Annotated in this window: 18 protein-coding genes and 5 tRNA genes; 18 read left to right on the top strand and 5 right to left on the bottom strand. The window is 70.7% G+C overall.

Features of this window, described 5'->3' with window-relative positions; all coding sequences use genetic code 11:
- Positions 1 to 482 precede the first annotated feature (482 nt).
- From ACFYP4_RS33815 to ACFYP4_RS33770, 10 genes are all read left to right on the top strand, one after another.
- Complete coding sequence (locus tag ACFYP4_RS33815; protein ID WP_358855756.1) at positions 483 to 671, top strand: hypothetical protein; 189 nt, start codon at positions 483 to 485, stop codon at positions 669 to 671.
- A 134-nt stretch (positions 672 to 805) separates the two neighbouring features.
- Positions 806 to 1,594, top strand: a complete 789-nt coding sequence (locus ACFYP4_RS33810) for a fumarylacetoacetate hydrolase family protein (protein ID WP_358855755.1) — start codon at positions 806 to 808, stop codon at positions 1,592 to 1,594.
- The gene (gltX, locus tag ACFYP4_RS33805) at positions 1,587 to 3,101 is read left to right on the top strand and encodes a glutamate--tRNA ligase (RefSeq protein ID WP_358855754.1); all 1,515 of its coding nucleotides are present in this window, start codon (positions 1,587 to 1,589) and stop codon (positions 3,099 to 3,101) included. The genes ACFYP4_RS33810 and gltX overlap by 8 nt, the downstream gene beginning before the upstream one ends.
- 111 nt (positions 3,102 to 3,212) lie before the next feature.
- Positions 3,213 to 3,947 carry an HAD family hydrolase gene (locus tag ACFYP4_RS33800; protein ID WP_358855829.1) on the top strand — a complete coding sequence of 245 codons (735 nt, stop codon included), beginning with the start codon at positions 3,213 to 3,215 and terminating at the stop codon, positions 3,945 to 3,947.
- A gap of 90 nt (positions 3,948 to 4,037) precedes the next feature.
- Positions 4,038 to 4,109, top strand: a tRNA-Gln gene (locus tag ACFYP4_RS33795).
- 42 nt (positions 4,110 to 4,151) lie between these two features.
- A tRNA-Glu gene (locus ACFYP4_RS33790) sits at positions 4,152 to 4,224 on the top strand.
- Between the two features lie 62 nt (positions 4,225 to 4,286).
- Positions 4,287 to 4,359 (top strand) — tRNA-Glu (locus tag ACFYP4_RS33785).
- 21 nt (positions 4,360 to 4,380) lie between these two features.
- Positions 4,381 to 4,452: transfer RNA gene (locus ACFYP4_RS33780), tRNA-Gln, on the top strand.
- Between the two features lie 20 nt (positions 4,453 to 4,472).
- Positions 4,473 to 4,545: transfer RNA gene (locus ACFYP4_RS33775), tRNA-Glu, on the top strand.
- Positions 4,546 to 4,919: 374 nt separating this feature from the next.
- Complete coding sequence (locus ACFYP4_RS33770; RefSeq protein ID WP_358855828.1) at positions 4,920 to 5,507, top strand: DUF4188 domain-containing protein; 588 nt, start codon at positions 4,920 to 4,922, stop codon at positions 5,505 to 5,507.
- Positions 5,508 to 5,691: 184 nt separating this feature from the next.
- Here the strand turns inward: ACFYP4_RS33770 and ndgR are convergent, their stop codons facing one another.
- The gene (gene ndgR / locus ACFYP4_RS33765) at positions 5,692 to 6,408 is read right to left on the bottom strand and encodes an IclR family transcriptional regulator NdgR (protein ID WP_028806673.1); all 717 of its coding nucleotides are present in this window, start codon (positions 6,406 to 6,408) and stop codon (positions 5,692 to 5,694) included.
- 190 nt (positions 6,409 to 6,598) lie between these two features.
- Between ndgR and leuC the strand changes: the two genes are divergently transcribed.
- From leuC to ACFYP4_RS33745, 4 genes are all read left to right on the top strand, one after another.
- Positions 6,599 to 8,032, top strand: a complete 1,434-nt coding sequence (gene leuC, locus ACFYP4_RS33760; protein ID WP_358855827.1) for a 3-isopropylmalate dehydratase large subunit — start codon at positions 6,599 to 6,601, stop codon at positions 8,030 to 8,032.
- 6 nt (positions 8,033 to 8,038) lie between these two features.
- A complete protein-coding gene (gene leuD / locus ACFYP4_RS33755) occupies positions 8,039 to 8,632 on the top strand; it encodes a 3-isopropylmalate dehydratase small subunit (protein ID WP_388790686.1) in 594 nt (197 codons plus the stop codon).
- Positions 8,633 to 8,909: 277 nt separating this feature from the next.
- The gene (locus ACFYP4_RS33750; RefSeq protein ID WP_388790683.1) at positions 8,910 to 9,140 is read left to right on the top strand and encodes a hypothetical protein; all 231 of its coding nucleotides are present in this window, start codon (positions 8,910 to 8,912) and stop codon (positions 9,138 to 9,140) included.
- A 137-nt stretch (positions 9,141 to 9,277) separates the two neighbouring features.
- On the top strand, positions 9,278 to 9,943 hold the full coding sequence (locus tag ACFYP4_RS33745) for an HU family DNA-binding protein (protein ID WP_358855824.1): 666 nt from the start codon (positions 9,278 to 9,280) through the stop codon (positions 9,941 to 9,943).
- A gap of 85 nt (positions 9,944 to 10,028) precedes the next feature.
- Here the strand turns inward: ACFYP4_RS33745 and ACFYP4_RS33740 are convergent, their stop codons facing one another.
- Positions 10,029 to 10,232, bottom strand: a complete 204-nt coding sequence (locus tag ACFYP4_RS33740) for a hypothetical protein (RefSeq protein ID WP_358855823.1) — start codon at positions 10,230 to 10,232, stop codon at positions 10,029 to 10,031.
- 101 nt (positions 10,233 to 10,333) lie between these two features.
- Positions 10,334 to 11,002 carry a 2-phospho-L-lactate guanylyltransferase gene (cofC, locus tag ACFYP4_RS33735; protein WP_358855822.1) on the bottom strand — a complete coding sequence of 223 codons (669 nt, stop codon included), beginning with the start codon at positions 11,000 to 11,002 and terminating at the stop codon, positions 10,334 to 10,336.
- Positions 11,003 to 11,145: 143 nt separating this feature from the next.
- On the opposite strand from cofC, the gene ACFYP4_RS33730 reads away from it, so the two are divergent.
- The 3 genes from ACFYP4_RS33730 to ACFYP4_RS33720 all read left to right on the top strand — a co-directional run bounded on the left by ACFYP4_RS33730 (position 11,146) and on the right by ACFYP4_RS33720 (position 14,216).
- On the top strand, positions 11,146 to 11,916 hold the full coding sequence (locus tag ACFYP4_RS33730; RefSeq protein ID WP_358855821.1) for a lysophospholipid acyltransferase family protein: 771 nt from the start codon (positions 11,146 to 11,148) through the stop codon (positions 11,914 to 11,916).
- A complete protein-coding gene (locus ACFYP4_RS33725; RefSeq protein WP_358855820.1) occupies positions 11,913 to 12,923 on the top strand; it encodes an NAD(P)H-dependent glycerol-3-phosphate dehydrogenase in 1,011 nt (336 codons plus the stop codon). The genes ACFYP4_RS33730 and ACFYP4_RS33725 overlap by 4 nt, the downstream gene beginning before the upstream one ends.
- A gap of 135 nt (positions 12,924 to 13,058) precedes the next feature.
- Complete coding sequence (locus tag ACFYP4_RS33720) at positions 13,059 to 14,216, top strand: D-alanine--D-alanine ligase family protein (protein WP_358855819.1); 1,158 nt, start codon at positions 13,059 to 13,061, stop codon at positions 14,214 to 14,216.
- Positions 14,217 to 14,232: 16 nt separating this feature from the next.
- On the opposite strand, the gene ACFYP4_RS33715 is transcribed toward ACFYP4_RS33720, so the two are convergent.
- Positions 14,233 to 14,739 (bottom strand): DUF3515 domain-containing protein, encoded by a 507-nt coding sequence (locus ACFYP4_RS33715; protein WP_358855818.1) that lies wholly within the window; start codon positions 14,737 to 14,739, stop codon positions 14,233 to 14,235.
- 20 nt (positions 14,740 to 14,759) lie between these two features.
- Positions 14,760 to 14,993 carry an Lrp/AsnC ligand binding domain-containing protein gene (locus tag ACFYP4_RS33710; RefSeq protein ID WP_358855817.1) on the bottom strand — a complete coding sequence of 78 codons (234 nt, stop codon included), beginning with the start codon at positions 14,991 to 14,993 and terminating at the stop codon, positions 14,760 to 14,762.
- A gap of 206 nt (positions 14,994 to 15,199) precedes the next feature.
- Here ACFYP4_RS33710 and ACFYP4_RS33705 point away from each other — a divergent pair, with 206 nt between their 5' ends.
- Positions 15,200 to 16,165: a thiamine-phosphate kinase gene (locus tag ACFYP4_RS33705; RefSeq protein WP_355785655.1), complete on the top strand. Its 966-nt coding sequence runs from the start codon at positions 15,200 to 15,202 to the stop codon at positions 16,163 to 16,165.
- Positions 16,166 to 16,300: the final 135 nt, after the last annotated feature.

Here is a 16,300-nt window from a genome sequence, read left to right as displayed (position 1 = left end):
CCTTTCCCGCCGCCACTCGGCGCTGCGTTGCGCCCCTGCGCGCCGGTTCCATCCCGCGGCGGTCCGTGGAATTCCAGCACAGTGCCGGATCTCCAACAAGGCCCGAGTGTCAGGCTGTGACCACTGTGACACCTTGTGAGGGGCGCGTCACGAGACGTGCAAAGCGATCCCCTTCATAAGGGGCATATGCGTACGAGTCTTTGGGGTGGACCCGGTGTCCCAGTCGCCATGATCGGGAGCGGAATGCGGGCTTCAGTGGAGCAATGTCCGTTTCGCCGGGTAGGGGCGGCTGTCCACTTCGCGCCTTATGCCCACTACTCAGTGAGCAAACTCACACGGCAATCATGGCGTCTTCACGCCATCGCCGGGGAATCGCATGTTTAGCCTGACGCTTTACAGGGATGGCGAATCCGACAACCCGCGCCCGCGCGACGCCCCCCGGGGCCCGCGGGGCGCCCGCACCCGCGAGGTCGAGAACACCAGTGAAGACCACGATGATGTTCCACAACATTGCCAACCCGCGACGCACGACGCTGGCGCACCTCACCGACGCTGAAGAACTGCGGACGCCGGAGCGGCAGGAGCACTCCGTGGAGCTTCCCACGCAGACCGCCAACCCCCGCCGCACGATCCTGATGGAAGCCCCGGTCGCGGCGGCCGTCGCGGAGTAGGGCGCTCCCCGGCCGCCGTCCGCGCCGGCGGCGGCCCGGACGCACCGCGCGACATGCGCGAGATGCCCGCCTCCTGCCGCGTTAGCCTGGAGCGTCAGACTCCAGCCGGCTCAGCAGAGGGGCGCCAGGAACCCGTGCGCATCGCCAGATTCTCCATCGACGGCAACGTCGCTTTCGGCGCGGTCGAGGGCGACAGGCCGGACGAGCTCGTCCTCGACATCATCAAGGGCATCCCCTTCGCGGACTTCGAGCTCTCCGGCACGAAAGTCCCGCTGAACAAGGTCAGGCTGCTGCCTCCCGTGCTCCCGAACAAGGTCGTCGCCTTCGGCCGCAACTACGCGGACCACGCGCGGGAACTCGGCAACGAGGTGCCCGAGGCCCCGTTCGCCTTCTTCAAGCCGTCGACCTCCGTCACCGGCCCCGGCGACGAGATCGCCTACCCCTCCTTCTCGAACGAGCTGCACCACGAGGCGGAACTCGCGGTGGTCATCGGCCGCATGTGCCGCGAGGTCCCGCGCGAGCGCGTCAAGGACGTCATCCTCGGCTTCACCTGCGCCAACGACGTCACCGCGCGCGACGTGCAGAAGCGCGAGAAGCAGTGGGCGCGGGCCAAGGGCTTCGACTCCTCCTGCCCGCTGGGCCCCTGGGTGGAGACGGACCTCGAGCTGTCGGCGATCGCCGAGGGCATCACCATCCAGTGCACGGTCAACGGGCAGCAGCGCCAGCTCGGCCGGACCAGCGAGATGATCCACTCCGTCGAGGACCTGATCGTCAACATCACCGAGGCCATGACGCTGCTCCCCGGCGACGTGATCCTCACGGGCACCCCCGCGGGGGTCGGCCCCCTCAACGTCGGCGACGAGGTCGCCGTCACCATCGAAGGCATCGGCACTCTCACCAACAAGGTGATCAAGCGTGGCTAACGCGAACTCCCCCAGTCCCTCGACCCCGGCCGGACAGGGGGTGCCCCCACGCGTACGTTTCTGCCCGTCCCCGACCGGCAACCCCCACGTGGGCCTGGTCCGCACCGCCCTGTTCAACTGGGCGTTCGCCCGGCACCACGAAGGCGCGCTCGTCTTCCGCATCGAGGACACCGACGCGGCCCGCGACTCCGAGGAGTCCTACCGGCAGCTGCTCGACTCGATGCGCTGGCTGGGCTTCGACTGGGACGAGGGCCCCGAGGTCGGCGGCCCGCACGCGCCGTACCGCCAGTCGCAGCGCATGGACCTCTACCAGGACGTCGCGCGGAAGCTGCTGGACGCCGGTCACGCGTACCACTGCTACTGCTCCACGGAGGAACTGGACACCCGCCGCGACGCCGCCCGCGCCGCCGGCAGGCCGTCCGGCTACGACGGCCACTGCCGCGAGCTGACCGCCGAGCAGAAGGCCGCCTACGAGACCGAGGGCCGTACGCCCATCGTCCGCTTCCGGATGCCCGACGAGCCGGTCACCTTCACCGACCTGGTCCGCGGCGAGATCACCTACCTCCCGGAGAACGTGCCGGACTACGGCATCGTCCGCGCGAACGGCGCCCCGCTCTACACCCTGGTCAACCCCGTCGACGACGCGCTGATGGAGATCACCCACGTCCTGCGCGGCGAGGACCTGCTCTCCTCCACCCCGCGGCAGATCGCCCTCTACAAGGCGCTGCGGGAGCTGGGCATCGCCAAGGAGACCCCGGCGTTCGGCCACCTGCCGTACGTCATGGGCGAGGGCAACAAGAAGCTCTCCAAGCGCGACCCGCAGTCCTCGCTGAACCTGTACCGCGAGCGCGGCTTCCTCCCGGAGGGCCTGCTCAACTACCTCTCCCTGCTGGGCTGGTCGCTCTCCGCGGACCGCGACATCTTCTCCGTCGACGAGATGGTCGCCGCCTTCGACATCGCGGACGTGAACCCCAACCCGGCCCGCTTCGACCTCAAGAAGGCCGAGGCGATCAACGCCGACCACATCCGCCTGCTCGACGTGAAGGACTTCACCGAGCGCTGCGCGCCCTGGCTGAAGGCCCCCTTCGCCCCCTGGGCGCCGGAGGACTTCGACGAGGCGAAGTGGCTGGCCATCGCGCCGCACGCGCAGACCCGTCTCAAGGTCCTCTCCGAGATCACGGACAACGTCGACTTCCTGTTCCTGGCGGAGCCGGTCTTCGACGAGGCGCACTGGACCAAGGCCATGAAGGAGGGGTCGGACGCGCTGCTGCGCACGGCGCGCGCCAGGCTGGAGGCGGCCGACTGGTCGAGCCCCGAGTCCCTCAAGGAGGCCGTCCTGGCCGCCGGCGAGGAGCACGGCCTCAAGCTCGGCAAGGCCCAGGCCCCCGTCCGGGTCGCCGTCACCGGCCGCACGATCGGCCTGCCGCTCTTCGAGTCCCTGGAGATCCTGGGCAAGGAGAAGACCCTGGCCCGCGTCGACGCCGCCCTGGCCCGGCTGGCGGCGTAACCGCACGGCACACCGAGGGGGCGGCGTCCGGACCGGACGCCGCCCCCTCGGCGCACCCCGTTCCCGTCCGACCGGCGGACAGGCACCCCCGCCCGGAGCTACCGTCGGACCATGGGCATCAAGGCCGTGATCTGGGACATCGACGACACGATCTTCGACTACACCAGCGCCGACCGGTCCGGTATGCGCGGGCACCTGGCCGCCGAGGGTCTGCTCGACGCGTACGGGACCGTCGAACAGGCCCTCGCCCACTGGCGGGAGCACACCGACCGGCAGTGGGCGCGGTTCGCGGCGGGGGAGGCCACCTTCGAGGAGCAGCGCCGGGACCGGGTACGGGCCTTCCTCGCGCGGGAACTGACCGACGCGGAGGCCGACGCCTGGTTCCGGCGCTACCTCGGGCACTACGAGGCCGTCTGGGCCCTCTTCCCGGACGTGCTGCCGGTCCTGGACGCGCTCGCCATCAGTCACCGCCACGCGGTCCTGTCCAACTCCAGCCTCCACGTGCAGGATCGAAAGCTGCGCGTACTCGGGGTGCGGGACCGCTTCGAGGCCGTGCTGTGCGCCGCCGAGCTGGGCGTCTCCAAGCCCGCTCCGGAGGCCTTCCACGCGGCCTGCGACGCCCTCGGGCTGCCCCCGCACGAGGTCGCGTACGTCGGCGACCACCCGGAGATCGACGGCCGGGGCGCTCTCGACGCGGGACTGCTCTCCGTGTGGATCGACCGTGACGGTGCCCACACCGTCACGGCCGTGCCGGCCGCGGGCCCGCGCCGGATCGCCTCGCTGGCCGAACTCCCCGCGCTCCTCGGCGCCGATACCCGTTTTGGAGCGCCGTCCACCTTCGGGTAATGTTCTTCCTGCGCCGCCGGACAGCGGGCCGAAAGGCCGGAACCCCGAGGCGCACGCTAAAACAGAATCCCCACGGGGATGGTGTTTCAGTGGCCTATGGTGTAATTGGCAGCACGACGGTTTCTGGTTCCGTTAGTCTAGGTTCGAGTCCTGGTAGGCCAGCTCGCAGAGCTTATCTGCATCGCAGAGTCCAGTCTCTGCAAGGCCCCCGTTGTGTAGCGGCCTAGCACGCCGCCCTCTCAAGGCGGTAGCGCCGGTTCGAATCCGGTCGGGGGTACAGATCCTTCCCAGGGGGACAGTCCGGGTCGCACCCGCTGACTCTCATGCAGGATCGCTAGGGCCCCCGTTGTGTAGCGGCCTAGCACGCCGCCCTCTCAAGGCGGTAGCGCCGGTTCGAATCCGGTCGGGGGTACGCGGTGGTCTAGACCACCATTGGGCTATGGTGTAATTGGCAACACGACGGTTTCTGGTTCCGTTGTTCTAGGTTCGAGTCCTGGTAGCCCAGCTGGATCATCCGTGATCCTCGCCCCCGTTGTGTAGCGGCCTAGCACGCCGCCCTCTCAAGGCGGTAGCGCCGGTTCGAATCCGGTCGGGGGTACGCGGTTCGAAGGGCCTCCACTCCGGTGGGGGCCCTTCGGCGTACGCCCCTCTCGCCGCCCGTACGGCCACGGGCGCCGTCCCGTGTGAGCCGTACCACCCCGCTCGATGCCGGACCGCCGTGCCGACTCCTCCTCGCGTGCCGGCCGGTGCCGCGCCTTGCGGACCGGCCCGAAGAGAGCCGCCGCGGCCGCCGTCTCCTTTCCGGCCCGGACGGATGCGTCTCCGCGAGGCCCAGGTCGCGCACGGTCGTCCGGTGCGGCAACTCCGCTCAAGGCGCCATGAGTTCGGCCGACTTGCGTCCCTCCACGGATAACGGCACTATCCAAGCATCGGGTACATGGATAGTGCCGTTATCCAACTCAAGGGGTCGCCATGTCCGCCAAGCCGATCAAGGGCCGGATCACCGCAGCCGCCGAGGGGGACGTGGTCGTCCTGCTGATCGGCGTGCGCATCAATCACTTCTGGGCGGTGCACCACTGGCTGCCGGTCTTCCTCGCGATGCCCCGCATGCTGCGCGAACTGGCCGCCGACAAGAGCCGGGGGCTGCTCGGCCACGTCCTGCTGACCGCCTCCCCTCGGACGTACTACCTGGTCCAGTACTGGGAGTCCAAGGAGAAGCTCTACGCGTACGCGGCGGCGCCCGACATGCTCCATCACCGGGCGTGGACGATCATCAACCGCAAGGAGCGGGCGGGCAAGGTGCGTCAGCACGTCGGGATCTGGCACGAGTCCTACGTCGTACCGGAGGGGTCGTACGAGTCGATCTACTTCGACATGCCGCCCTTCGGCCTCGCGGCGGCGCACGGGGTCCTGCCAGTGGAGAAGCGGGGACGGCGCGCGGCAGACCGGTTCGCGCACCGGTCGGCCCGGCCGGGGGAGTCGGCGAAGCCGGACGGGCCCGTGGCGGCGGAGGGTGCTGTGGCGGGCGAGCCCGGCGCCGGGGAGTCCGGGCCGCGCTGAGCCCGGGGCGGGAAGGCCGGGCGGGGGAGCGGCGGGCGCACGGGGCGCGGGCCTGCGCGGCGTGAGAGTGGGAAGCCCGGCTGGGTGCGGGGACCCCCGGGGGTTCGTGACCCGGGCGCAGGGGGTGCCTGGGAAGGGGAAGGGCCTGCCGCGGCGTTGAGGCCGGCCCCGCCCCCGGTCCGGGTCAGCCCGTGCGGCGCAGGGCCTCGGAGAGGCGTCCGGCGGCGTCGATGACCGCCTGGGCGTGCATGCGCCCCGGGTGACGGGTCAGCCGCTCGATCGGTCCGGAGACCGAGACGGCGGCGACCACGCGGTTCGACGGTCCGCGGACCGGCGCGGAGACGGACGCCACGCCCGGCTCGCGCTCACCGATCGACTGGGCCCAGCCCCGGCGCCGTACGCCCGACAGGGCCGTCGCCGTGAAGCGGGCGCCCTGGAGGCCGCGGTGCAGACGCTCGGGCTCCTCCCACGCCATCAGGATCTGGGCCGAGGAGCCCGCCTTCATCGTGAGCGTGGAACCCACCGGGACCGTGTCCCTGAGGCCCGAGAGGCGCTCGGCGGCGGCCACGCAGATGCGCATGTCGCCCTGCCGGCGGTAGAGCTGCGCGCTCTCGCCCGTGATGTCGCGCAGATGCGTGAGCACCGGGCCCGCCGTCGCGAGCAGGCGGTCCTCGCCCGCGGCCGCGGCCAGCTCGGCGAGCCGCGGGCCGAGAATGAAACGGCCCTGCATGTCGCGCGCCACCATGCGGTGGTGTTCGAGTGCCACGGCGAGCCGATGTGCCGTGGGTCGTGCCAGCCCGGTCGCCGCGACCAGCCCTGCGAGGGTGGCCGGTCCGGACTCCAGGGCGCTCAGGACAAGGGCTGCCTTGTCCAGAACTCCTACGCCGCTACTGTTGTCCATGAAACGATACTCGCGTCTCACTCTGTGAAACGCAAGTTCAATTTTCCGTGGAAGGCGCCACCCTGGTAAGCACAGCGGCCCGCGGACCAACGGGCCCGGTGGCAGACGTCAGGTACGAGGGGTACGAGCGTCGCCGCCCCGGATATCTCAATTTGGGCCGGCGCCACACAGGCCGGCCGGAGGGAAAGCGATGGGTAGGACACTCGCGGAGAAGGTCTGGGACGACCACGTCGTCCGGCGCGCCGAGGGCGAGCCCGACCTCCTCTTCATCGATCTGCACCTGCTGCACGAGGTGACCAGCCCGCAGGCCTTCGACGGCCTCCGCCAGGCCGGCCGTCCCGTGCGCCGCCTCGACCTCACCATCGCCACCGAGGATCACAACACCCCGACCCTCGACATCGACAAGCCCATCGCGGACCCGGTCTCCCGGGCCCAGCTGGAGACGCTGCGCAAGAACTGCGCCGAGTTCGGTGTCCGGCTGCACTCCCTGGGCGACGTGGAGCAGGGCGTCGTCCACGTGGTGGGACCGCAGCTGGGCCTGACCCAGCCGGGCACCACCGTGGTCTGCGGCGACTCGCACACCTCCACGCACGGCGCCTTCGGCGCGCTGGCGTTCGGCATCGGCACCTCGCAGGTCGAGCACGTGCTGGCCACCCAGACGCTGCCGCTGGCCCGCCCGAAGACGATGGCCATCACGGTCGAGGGCGAACTGCCCGAGGACGTCACCGCCAAGGACCTGATCCTGGCGATCATCGCCAGGATCGGCACCGGCGGCGGTCAGGGCTACATCCTGGAATACCGCGGCCCGGCCATCGAGAAGCTCTCGATGGAAGCGCGGATGACCATCTGCAACATGTCGATCGAGGCCGGCGCCCGCGCGGGCATGATCGCCCCCGACGAGACCACCTTCGAGTACATCAAGGGCCGCGACCACGCCCCCGAGGGCGAGGACTGGGACGCCGCCGTCGCGTACTGGAAGACCCTGAAGTCGGACGCGGACGCGGAATTCGACGCCGAGGTCGTCATCGACGCCACCTCGCTGGCGCCGTTCGTCACCTGGGGCACGAACCCGGGCCAGGGCGCACCCCTTTCGGCGGACGTCCCCGACCCGGCTTCGTACGAGGACGCTTCGGAGCGCCTGGCCGCCGAAAAGGCCCTGGAGTACATGGGGTTGACCGCGGGCCGGCCGCTGCGCGAGATCAAGGTGGACACGGTCTTCGTGGGCTCGTGCACCAACGGCCGCATCGAGGACCTGCGCGCGGCCGCCGCGATCGTCGAGGGCCGCAAAGTCGCCGACGGCGTACGGATGCTGGTCGTCCCGGGCTCCGCGCGGGTCGGTCTGCAGGCCGTCTCCGAGGGCCTGGACGTGGTCTTCAAGCAGGCCGGCGCCGAATGGCGCCACGCGGGCTGCTCGATGTGCCTGGGCATGAACCCCGACCAGCTGGCCCCCGGCGAGCGCTCCGCGTCCACCTCCAACCGCAACTTCGAGGGCAGGCAGGGCAAGGGCGGCCGGACACATCTGGTCTCGCCGCAGGTCGCCGCCGCCACCGCCGTACTGGGCCATCTGGCCTCCCCGGCCGACCTGTCCGACGCGCCTGCCGCCCGTACGCCCGCTGGAGTCTGAGAAGCCATGGAAGCATTCACCACGCACACCGGCCGGGCCGTCCCGCTGCGCCGCAGCAACGTCGACACCGACCAGATCATCCCGGCCCACTGGCTCAAGAAGGTGACCAGGGACGGCTTCGAGGACGGGCTGTTCGAGGCCTGGCGCAAGGACCCGTCGTTCATCCTCAACCAGCCCGAGCGCGACGGCGCCACGGTCCTGGTCGCCGGCCCCGACTTCGGCACCGGCTCCTCACGCGAGCACGCCGTGTGGGCGCTGCAGAACTACGGCTTCAAGGCCGTGATCTCGTCCCGCTTCGCCGACATCTTCCGCGGCAACTCGCTGAAGAACGGCCTGCTCACCGTGGTTCTCGAGCAGCGCATCGTGGACGCGCTCCAGGAACTCACCGAGAGCGACCCGCAGACCGAGATCACCGTGGACCTGGAGGCCCGCGAGGTGCGCGCCGAAGGCATCACCGCCGCCTTCGAGCTCGACGAGAACGCCCGCTGGCGGCTGCTGAACGGCCTGGACGACATCTCCATCACCCTGCAGAACGAGGGCGACATCTCCGCGTACGAGGCGAAGCGCCCTTCGTACAAGCCGAAGACGCTCCGGGTCTGACACATGGACCGGACTAGCGGCTGACACAAGGCTGGTTTCAGCCACGCGCAACACCCCTCTGTACCCCCAATCGTGGACGGTTGGGGGTACAGCCGTGTCTGTCTCCCGGCCCCTTCGACCGCACCCGGCCGACCTGCCAACTCCCCACGTTACGCCGGTGGTTGGCGGGGTAGGTGAACCGGAAAGCCGTGCTGCGCCGGGGTGTTCGGAAGGCCGCCACGGGCCGCAGTTGCCCCCTGCGCAGGCGACAACTCGCCCCAGATGGCACAATCTGTGCATGGAACGCGACGGCCAACTCGAGCTCTATGCGGCGGTCGCGGCCCGACTCAAGGAAGCGCACACACAAGTGCGCACACTGCAAGTCCCGGAGGGCGTACGGATGGCGCTGACCCGGAAGCTGCTGGTCATTACGGCCGTGGCCAAGCACGATCTCGCCGATGCGGCAGGGCGTCTGGAGCGGTTCATGGCTGACCTCGACGCGGGCCGAATCCCGGAAGAGGAACGCTGAGAACTCCGCGACAGCCCGAGTTCGTTGCGGCACAAGGGTGATTAGCCCGTTTCGTGTTTGATTTGCGGTATATATCTGCCTAACGTGCGAAAACGCTTGAACACTTTCGTTCTGGCAATGTCTCCGAAGGGGAAGACGTGAACAAGGCGCAGCTCGTAGAAGCGATTGCGGACAAGGTCGGCGGGCGTCAGCAGGCCGCCGACGCGGTCGACGCCGTACTGGACGCGGTCGTCCGCGCGGTCGTCGCCGGGGAAAGGGTCTCGGTCACCGGCTTCGGTTCGTTCGAGAAGGTCGACCGCCCGGCCCGCTACGCCCGCAACCCGCAGACGGGAGAGCGCGTTCGGGTCAAGAAGACCTCGGTGCCGCGCTTCCGCGCCGGTCAGGGCTTCAAGGACCTGGTGAGCGGCTCGAAGAAGCTGCCGCGCGGTGGCGAGGTCTCCGTGAAGAAGGCGCCGAAGGGCAGCCTTTCCGGTGGCGCTTCCGCGACGGTCAAGAAGGCCGCGGCCAAGAAGACCACCGCCAAGAAGGCGACGGGCACCGCGAAGAAGACGACCGCCAAGAAGACGACGGCGACGCCGGCGAAGAAGACCACCGCCACGGCGAAGAAGACCACGGCGAAGAAGACCACCGCCAAGAAGGCCGCCACGGGCACCAAGAAGACCGCGGCAAGCAAGACCACCGCCAAGAAGGCGACGGGCGCCGCGAAGAAGGCCCCGGCCAAGAAGGCGACGGCCACCAAGGCCCCCGCCAAGAAGTCGACGGCTCGCAAGACCACCGCCAAGAAGGCCACCGCCCGCAGGTAGCAGGGGCGCAGGGCCACTCACGCGCCGGGCCGGGCTCCCCTCGGGAGCCCGGCCCGCGGCGTGTCCGGGAGCAGCAGGACCGCGGTCAGAACGTGTGCAGGGTGACGAGCGTGATCCGGCGGGACGCGCCCTCGCCCTCCACCTCGATGCGCACCCGCTGGCCCGGGCGAAGCAGCCGCAGGGCGCCCGCGTCGAACGCCGGTGCGTCGAAGGGCACCGGGGTGCCGTCGTCCAGCAGCACCTGGCCGCTGCGGGTCTCGGGGTCGTACGTGTACGCGGTCGCCTGCATGGGGGGAAGCCTAGGGCCTGAGCAGCCGGCGCACGTCCCGAGGTCCGGGACGCGGACGGGATCCGCGGACGTAATCCGCGGACGGGTTCCGAAGGGGCGGGTCAGGGCGCCGGGGGGCCCGGCGGCCCGACGGGCCGGCCCGGGATCAGCAACCGTGCGGCCGCCGCTGCCGTGCGGGTGCCCACGCCCAGCGCCAGCGCCGCCCGCAGGTCGTCGCCGGTGTCCACGTCCTGGCGTACCGACTCCACCGCGTCGGGCGCCAGTTCCACGGCACCCGACGCACGGTGGCGCGCGCGGGAGGCGGTGCCGAAGGACGGCAGCAATTCCCGGCCCGGGGCGGCGGCCAGCAGCGTGGTGCCGATTGCCGCGGCATCGGCGAGAAAAGCGCGGGGGAATTCCGCGGCGGCATCGAGTACCCGCTCCAATTCGGCGGGACGCAGTGCGGGGAGATCGGCGTTCAGCGCGGCCACCGCGCTTTCGGGCCGCCGGGAACGGACGATCGCGGCCGCGTGCGCGAGAGCCGCGTTCAGTCCGCCCGCGGGTTCGTCGGGGACAATCCGGGCTCCCAGGGACGCCAGCTCGCGTCCGGCCACGGAATCACCCGTGACGACCGCCACATCCCGGACCGCGGCACAGGCCAGCGCCGCCGCGACGGTGTCCTGGGCGAAAGCGAGGGCGAGACCCGGGCGCAGCACGTCCCCGGCGGTGTCCGAGAGCCTGCTCTTGGCTCGCGCCAGGGATTTGAGCGGTATCACCAAGGTCCACTGCACGAGCGTTCCGTCCCCTCTTGTCGCGCCCATTGTGACCCGCGCCCCGGAGCGGGCCCGCGGCCGGGGCGTACGGTGTTCTCGACAGACCGGCGGCCCCGGGTGACACTTGTGCGGGCCCCCAGGCCCAAGAGGAAGGTGTCCGCGTGCCCCGCCGCAGAATCGGCTTCTGGTACCGCTTCGCAGCGGTCCTGTGCAAACCGCCGCTGGTGGTTCTGCTCAAGCGGGACTGGCGCGGAATGGAGAACATTCCGGCTGAGGGCGGCTTTATCACCGCGGTGAACCACAATTCGCATGTGGATCCCTTCGCCTACGCGCACTTTCAGTACAACACCGGGCGGGTTCCTCGATTCCTGGCGAAGGCGGCGCTTTTCCGCAAGGGCTTCGTGGGTGCCGCGATGCGCGGCACCGGACAGATCCCCGTCTATCGCGAGAGCACCGACGCACTCAGCGCGTTCCGGGCCGCGATCGAGGCCGTGGAACGCGGCGAATGCGTCGCCTTCTACCCCGAGGGCACCCTCACCCGTGACCCCGACGGCTGGCCGATGACGGGCAAGACGGGCGCCGCCCGGGTCGCGCTGGAGACCAAGTGCCCGGTGATTCCGGTCGCCCAGTGGGGCGCCAACGAACTCCTGGCGCCGTACGCCAGGAAGCCCAGCGTCCTTCCGCGCAAGACCCACCGGGTGCTGGCGGGCCCGCCGGTGGACCTCTCGCGTTTCTACGGCAGGGACATGACCCCCGACCTCCTCAAGGAGGCCACCGAGGTCATCATGGCCGCCGTCACCACGCAGCTGGAGGAGATCCGCGGCGAGAAGGCGCCCGAGAAGCCCTTCGACCCGCGCGAGGTACGCATCGAGCAGCGCCGCAGGGCCGCGGCGAACGCCACAGCACAGCAGGAAGAGGAGCAGGGCGCGTGAGCAAGCCGGTCAAGGCGGCCGTCTTCGGGACCGGATCGTGGGGCACGGCCTTCGGCATGGTGCTCGCCGACGCGGGGTGCGAGGTCACCCTGTGGGGGCGCCGCGCCGAACTCGCCGAAGCGGTCAACTCCACCCGTACGAACCCGGACTACCTGCCGGGCATCGAACTCCCGGCGAACCTGCGGGCCACCGCGGACCCCGCAGAGGCCGCACGCGACGCCGACTTCACCGTGCTCGCCGTGCCCTCCCAGACCCTGCGCGGCAACCTCGCCGAGTGGGTGCCGCTGCTCGCCCCCGACACCGTCCTCGTCTCCCTCATGAAGGGCGTCGAACTCGGCTCCGCGATGCGGATGAGCGAGGTCATCGAGGACGTGGCCAAGGTCGGCGAGGACCGGATCGCCGTGGTCACCGGGCCCAACCTGGCACGCGAGATCGCCGCCCGCATGCCGGCCGCCTCCGTGGTCGCCTGCCGCAGCGAAGCCGTCGCCCGGCGACTGCAGACCGCCTGCCACACACCGTACTTCCGCCCGTACACCATCACCGACGTCGTCGGCAGCGAGCTCGGCGGCGCCGTGAAGAACGTGATCGGTCTCGCCGTCGGCATCGCCGACGGCATGGGACTCGGCGACAACGCCAAGGGTTCGCTGATCACCCGGGGTCTGGCGGAGACCACGCGGCTCGGCCTCGCGATGGGCGCCGACCCGTTCACCTTCTCCGGACTCGCGGGCCTGGGCGACCTGGTGGCCACCTGCTCCTCGCCGCTGTCGCGCAACCACACCTTCGGCACCAACCTGGGCAAGGGCATGACCCTCCAGGAGACCATCGCGGTCACCCGGCAGACCGCCGAGGGCGTCAAGTCCTGCCAGTCCGTGCTGGATCTGGCACGCCGGCACGGCGTCGACATGCCCATCACGGAGACGGTCGTCGACATCGTCCACGAGGGCAAGCCGCCGGTGGTCGCGCTCAAGGAACTGATGTCGCGCAGCGCCAAGCCGGAACGCCGCTGACGCTGCCGGCACCGCCCGCGGGGCGACGCTCCGCTGTCACCGGTACGACGCTGAGCGACGGCACCCGGACGGCCGCGGGCAACGCCGCCGTGGAGCGCTGACTGACCGCCTACCACCGGGTACTCTCAACCCGATATGAGCACCGAGAACCTCCCCCAGAGCCCCGAGCAGCCGCCTCGCAAGCCGCGCGTGGCCGTCGTCTTCGGCGGTCGCAGCTCCGAACACGGGATCTCCGTGGTCACGGCCGGCGCCGTCCTGCGCGCCATCGACCGGACGAAGTACGACGTCCTGCCGATCGGCATCACCCAGGACGGACGCTGGGCGCTCACCGCGGACGAGCCGGACCGCATGGCGATCGTCGACCGGCGGCAGCCCAGCGTCGACCTGCTGGCCGAGGGGAGCGAGGGCGGCGTGGTGCTCTCCGTCGACCCGGCCAACCGTGAGGTCGTCTACAGCGAGCCGGGTGCCGTCCCCAAGGCGCTCGGTGAGGTCGACGTCGTCTTCCCCGTGCTGCACGGTCCCTACGGCGAGGACGGCACCCTCCAGGGCCTCCTGGAGCTCTCGGGCGTCCCGTACGTGGGTGCCGGTGTGCTCGCCTCGGCCGTCGGCCAGGACAAGGAGTACATGAAGCGGGTGTTCACCTCCTTCGGGCTGAAGGTGGGCCCGTACGTGGTGGTCCGGCCGCGGGAGTGGGACAACGACCGCGCGGGCGCCCGCGCGAGGATCGTGGACTTCGCCGGCGAGCACGGCTGGCCGCTGTTCGTGAAGCCCGCGCGCGCGGGTTCCTCGATCGGCATCACCAAGGTCGACGACCTCGGCGGTCTCGACGAGGCGATCGAGGAGGCCCGGCGCCACGACCCGAAGATCATCGTGGAGGCGCTGCTGCGCGGCCGCGAGATCGAGTGCGGGGTCCTGGAGTTCGAGGACGGACCGCGGGCCAGCCTGCCCGCCGAGATCCCGCCGGCCCAGTCGCACGCGTACTACGACTTCGAGGCCAAGTACATCGACTCGACACCCGGCATCGTGCCCGCCCCGCTGACACCCGAGCAGACCGCCGACGTCCAGCGGCTCGCGGTCGACGCCTTCGAGGCGGTGTCGTGCGAGGGCCTGGTACGCGCGGACTTCTTCCTCACCGAGGACGGGGAGTTCGTGATCAACGAGGTCAACACCATGCCCGGCTTCACGCCGATCTCGATGTACCCGAAGATGTGGGAGGCGAGCGGCATCGGCTACCCGGAGCTCGTGGACCTGCTGGTCCGGGCGGCGCTGCGGCGGTCGACCGGACTGCGCTGACCGTCCATCGGCACGATCAGTCGGCGATCCCCTCGGGGATCGCCTTCTTGACGGACGCGGCCAGATCGACGAGCACGGCGGAGTCGTCCCGGTCCTTCGGCACGGTGACCTCGACGTACGCGTCGCGCCCGCTGGTGGTGAAGCGGGTCTTCCCGCCGCCCAGCTCCTCCATCAGCCAGCCGACGCCGTTCACGCCGCCCCCGACGGCGTTCGGGTCGTTGCCCGTGGCCACCTTCGGATCCACCATCTTGGCGGGCCGCTCCACACCGCAGCGCAGTATGATCGCCGGGCCTCCCCAGCCCGCGGTCAACGCGGACCGGGGGCCGGGATCCTCACGCTCCAGACCGTCCACCTTCCGCGGCAGCACCTTGTCCAGGTTCCGGCACAGCCCGGTGACCTTCGCGTCCGGGCTGGGAACCACCGCGGTGGCGCTGTCGTCTGCTGAGGAGCAGGCGGTGACGGCGATCAACAGGGCGAGCACGGACAGCCCGGAGGCGTGGGGCCGGTGGCGGAAGATGTTCACCGGCCAAGGGTAGACGGGGGCTACAGGTGCACGACCGGGCAGGTCAGGGTGCGGGTGATGCCGTCCACTTGCTGGACCTTGGCGACCACCATGCGGCCGAGCTCGTCGACGGTGTCGGCCTGGGCGCGCACGATCACGTCGTACGGTCCCGTCACGTCCTCGGCCTGGATCACCCCCGAGATCTTGTTGATCGATTCGGCGACGGTCGACGCCTTGCCGACCTCCGTCTGGATCAGGATGTACGCCTGTACCACGGAACCTCCAGGGCGGCCACGAGGATCATGTGGGGGAAAGGAACGCCACGGTACCGTGTCGCCGCTCGCCAGGGGGAGACCCGCGGGGCCCGGGGCTTGCGTGCCGGGGTGCACGGACCGCACAAGTTGACGGTCGACATGACCGTACCGAGTACAGAGACGGCTCGCGACCGGGCACCGGTCGTGGCAGAGGGAGCAGTACGACGATGAAGGGCACCGTGGGCGAGTTGGGGGAGTTCGGGCTCATCAGAGAGCTCACGTCGCGTCTTACCACCACCCCGGCGGTCCGGGTCGGTCCCGGCGACGACGCGGCGGTCGTCGCCGCGCCCGACCGCAGGGTCGTGGCGAGCACCGACATCCTCCTGGAGGGTCGGCACTTCCGCCGCGACTGGTCCACGGCGTACGACGTGGGACGCAAGGCGGCCGCGCAGAACCTCGCGGACATCGCCGCGATGGGCGCCGTGCCGACGGCACTGCTGCTCGGTCTGGTCGTCCCGGCCGAACTGCCCGCCACCTGGCCGTCCGAGCTGATGGACGGGCTGCGCGACGAGTGCCAGGTCGCGGGTGCGGCGGTGGTCGGCGGCGACGTCGTACGGGGCGACACGATCACCGTGGCGATCACCGCGCTCGGCGATCTGCGCAACCACGAGCCGGTGACCCGGGCCGGCGCCCAGCCCGGCGACGTGGTCGCGGTGACGGGCTGGCTGGGCTGGTCGGCGGCCGGCTTCGCCGTCCTGTCCCGCGGATTCCGTTCGCCACGCGCGTTCGTGGAGGCGCACCGGCGCCCGGAACCGCCGTATCACGCGGGTCCCGCGGCCGCCGGACTCGGCGCGACGTCCATGACGGACGTCAGCGACGGGCTGATCGCCGACCTCGGGCACATCGCCGAGGCCAGCAAGGTGCGCATCGACGTCCGCTCCGGGGACATCGACATCCCCTCGCAGATGAACGACATCGGTCAGGCCGTCGGTGTCGACCCGATCCAGTGGGTGCTCACCGGGGGCGAGGACCACGCCATCGTGGCGACCTTCCCGCCGGACGTGAAGCTCCCCGCCCGCTGGAAGGTGATCGGCGAGGTGCTCAACCCGTCGGCGCTGCCGCAGGTGACGGTCGACGGGGCGCCCTGGACGAACAAGGGCGGCTGGGACCACTTCGGGGACATCGAGTCGTGACGGCGCGGTGGGGACCCCCGGGGGGGGGGGGCCCCCCCCCCCCCGGGGGGGCGGCGCCCCCCCCCCGCCCCCCCCAAACCCCGGGGGCCCCCCAAAAAACCGGCCACCGGGGCGTGGACCCGCGCAGAGCACCCA

The organism is Streptomyces sp. NPDC005551, assembly GCF_042871785.1.
Classification (GTDB): Bacteria; Actinomycetota; Actinomycetes; order Streptomycetales; family Streptomycetaceae; genus Streptomyces.
Note: the sequence above shows the minus strand (reverse complement) of the source record. Positions and strands in the feature narration are given on the sequence as shown.